The sequence below is a fragment of the Mesorhizobium sp. M7A.F.Ca.US.006.04.2.1 genome (genome assembly GCF_004022915.1).
Classification (GTDB): Bacteria; Pseudomonadota; Alphaproteobacteria; order Rhizobiales; family Rhizobiaceae; genus Mesorhizobium; species Mesorhizobium ciceri.
Map to the genome: position 1 here is coordinate 1 of NZ_RZQA01000823.1, position 2,884 is coordinate 2,884.

The following is a 2,884-nucleotide window of genomic DNA, read 5'->3' on the forward strand; positions in this document are numbered from 1 at the left end:
AGGGGGAGATGTCCGGCAGGACAGAGGGGGGCCTCGTAGAGCGAAAACGGGGCGGGATTGAGCGCCCAAATGATGGAGCACGCTCATGACCTCCTCCGCCCCACACCTCCACCAGGCCTCCACCCGAACCGACCTCGTCGACTGGGGCGCCCAACCCGACGCATTGGAAGGAGCATCGCACTCGACCGGCAGGCTCGTGCACAAAGGCCCGAACAACCAGCCGGAATCCGGCATCTGGGTCTGCACGCCAGGCCGCTGGCGCCTCAGTATCCCGCGCGACGAATTGTGCCATTTCGTCGCCGGCCGCGCGACCTACCGGTCGGATGTCGGTGAGGTGATAGAAGTCTCCACCGGCACCGTGGTCATGTTCCCTGCCGGCTGGAGAGGCGAATGCACCGTGCATGAGACGATGCGCAACGTCTACATGCTGGCGTGACCACGGAGCTTGATGACATGTCGACACCGCACTGGCCGAAGGCTTCGGCCGTGGAATTGGAAGACTGGGGCGCGGGCAGCAACACGCTCGCCGGTTCGCCGCGCGCTTCGGGCAAGATCCTGGCGCAGAACCCGGACGGATCGAGCGAATGCGGCCTGTGGGCGTGCACGCCGGGCACGCGCAAGGTCACCTTTGGCGCCGACGAATTCTGCCACTTCCTGTCGGGACGCGGCAGCTATGTCCATGACGACGGCGAGGAGATCGCGGTCGAGGCCGGCACGCTGGTATTCTTCCCCGCCGGCTGGACCGGCATCTCCATCATCACGCAAACGCTGATCAAGGCTTTCATGTGCCGCTGAGCACTCATTTCCAAGGAATCGATATGACAACCCCCATCATGAAATCCCCGCTTACCATTACCGACCTCGTCGACTGGGGCGTCATCCCGACCATGATCGAGAGCCAATCCCATACCTCGGGCAAGCTGCTGTACAAGGGGCCGGAAGGCCGCTCCGAATGCGGGCTTTGGGTCTGCACTCCGGGCAAATGGCACTGCCATGTCACCCGCGACGAGTTCTGCCATTTCCTCGAAGGGCGCTGCACCTATGTGCATGAATCCGGCGAGGTCATCGAGATCGAGCCGGATACGGCAGCGTTCTTCCCGCAGGACTGGAAGGGCGTCTGCACCGTCCATGAGACTATCAAGAAGGTCTACATGATCCGCTGAACCTTCTCGATAATTCTGCCCTGCCGGACACCTGACGCGGCTTTCTGCGCTTCCGGTGCTCACGGACTAAATGTCCGCTGCGCTCCGGTTCTCGAAAGCCACGCCATCTGCCTCGGCAGGACGAATTCTCAAAAAGGCTCCATAAATGGAGAAGGACAAAATGGATTTCTCTCCTGACCGGCCAACCTTCTTCGTCAATCCGGACTACCGGTCGATGGCCGGCGCGGCAAAACCGGTGATCGATCCGGCGACGCTGGAAACCGTCGGCGCTATCTCTGCTGCGACAGACGGCGAGATCGATACCGCACTCACGGCCGCGACGAAGGCGCAGGCCGCCTGGAAGAAGCTCGACGCCAAGAGCCGGGCCAAGCATCTGCATGCCGTCGCCAACGCCATCGAGGCGGCGGACTTCACGCGTTGCGCCGAGCTGATGGTGCGCGAGATGGGCAAACCCTACCCCGAAGCGATCGGCGAGATCGCCAATTGCGCGCCGATCTTCCGCTACTATGCCGAGATGGCGCGCGACGATGCCGGCAAGATCGCCGGCACGACGCAGGCCGGTTCGTTCCAGTATGCGCGCTACGAACCTTACGGCGTCTCCGTACACATCATGCCCTACAATTTCCCGATCCTGCTGATGTGCTGGACGGTCGCCGCATCGCTCGCCGCCGGCAATGCCTGCATCATCAAGCCGGCCGAGGCGACGACGCTGTCGACGCTGGACTACATGACCGTGTTCCGCTCGCTGCCAGAGGGGCTGGTCTCCTGCCTGCCCGGCGGAGCGGCCACAGCGCAGGCGCTGATCGCCTCCGACCGCACCCATGCCGTTGCCTTCACCGGCTCGGTCGCCGCAGGCAAGGCGGTGGCGGTGGCCTGCGCCGAACGCATGAAGCCTTGCGTCATCGAGGCCGGCGGCAGCGACCCGCTGATCATCAGCGAGCATGCCCCGCTCGAGATCGCGGCGGCCGGCAGCGTCACCGCCGCCTTCCACCTCACCGGCCAGGTCTGCACTTCGGCCGAGCGCTTCTTCGTCGTCGATTCCGTGCATGACCGCTTCGTCGCGCTGTTCGCCGAAAGGACGCGGGCGCTGCGCATCGGCAACGGCATGGACAAGACCGAGATCGGCCCGCTGGTCAGCGAAAGCGCGCGGACCAAAGTCATGCGCCTTGTCGACGATGCGATCGCTCATGGCGCCGAGGCGGTGACCGGCGGGCGCATCCCGCCGGCGCACAACACCGGCTGGTTCTACGAACCGACCATCCTGACCGGCGTCACCCCTGATATGGCGATCGTGCGCGAAGAGTGTTTTGGACCCGTCGCCGCCATCTGCCGGGTCAGGGATTTCGACGAGGCGATCCGGCTTGCCAATGACAGCCCGTTCGGGCTCGGCGCTTCGGTGTTCACATCGGATCTGGCCGAAGCCCACGAGGCGGCGGAACGGCTCGAAGCCGGCATGGTCTGGGTCAACAACCCGCTGATCGACAATGACGCCCTGCCGTTCGGCGGCTGGAAGGCCTCGGGCCTCGGCCGCGAACTCGGACGCCAGGGCCTCGACGCTTTCCGCCGCTCCAAGATGGTGATCATCGACCACAAGCCCGCGATCCAGGACTGGTGGTACCCCTACCCCGACAGCTGGTTTCGCGAGACCGGCGGCCGCAAGCATGTCTGAGTGTTTCGAGCCTGGCTATCCCTGGACGCCAGCTCGGTGGCTATCCCTGGAT

4 protein-coding genes are annotated in these 2,884 nt (G+C 64.5%); all 4 read left to right on the forward strand.

Going from position 1 to position 2,884, the window contains the following annotated elements:
- The first annotated feature begins 85 nt into the window (after positions 1–85).
- Positions 86–436: a cupin domain-containing protein gene (locus EN925_RS30620; RefSeq protein WP_127369096.1), complete on the forward strand. Its 351-nt coding sequence runs from the start codon at positions 86–88 to the stop codon at positions 434–436.
- A 17-nt stretch (positions 437–453) separates the two neighbouring features.
- Positions 454–795, forward strand: a complete 342-nt coding sequence (locus EN925_RS30625; protein ID WP_127369097.1) for a cupin domain-containing protein — start codon at positions 454–456, stop codon at positions 793–795.
- A gap of 23 nt (positions 796–818) precedes the next feature.
- The gene (locus tag EN925_RS30630; protein ID WP_127369098.1) at positions 819–1,163 is read left to right on the forward strand and encodes a cupin domain-containing protein; all 345 of its coding nucleotides are present in this window, start codon (positions 819–821) and stop codon (positions 1,161–1,163) included.
- A gap of 160 nt (positions 1,164–1,323) precedes the next feature.
- A complete protein-coding gene (locus EN925_RS30635; RefSeq protein ID WP_127369101.1) occupies positions 1,324–2,832 on the forward strand; it encodes an aldehyde dehydrogenase family protein in 1,509 nt (502 codons plus the stop codon).
- Positions 2,833–2,884 lie beyond the last annotated feature (52 nt).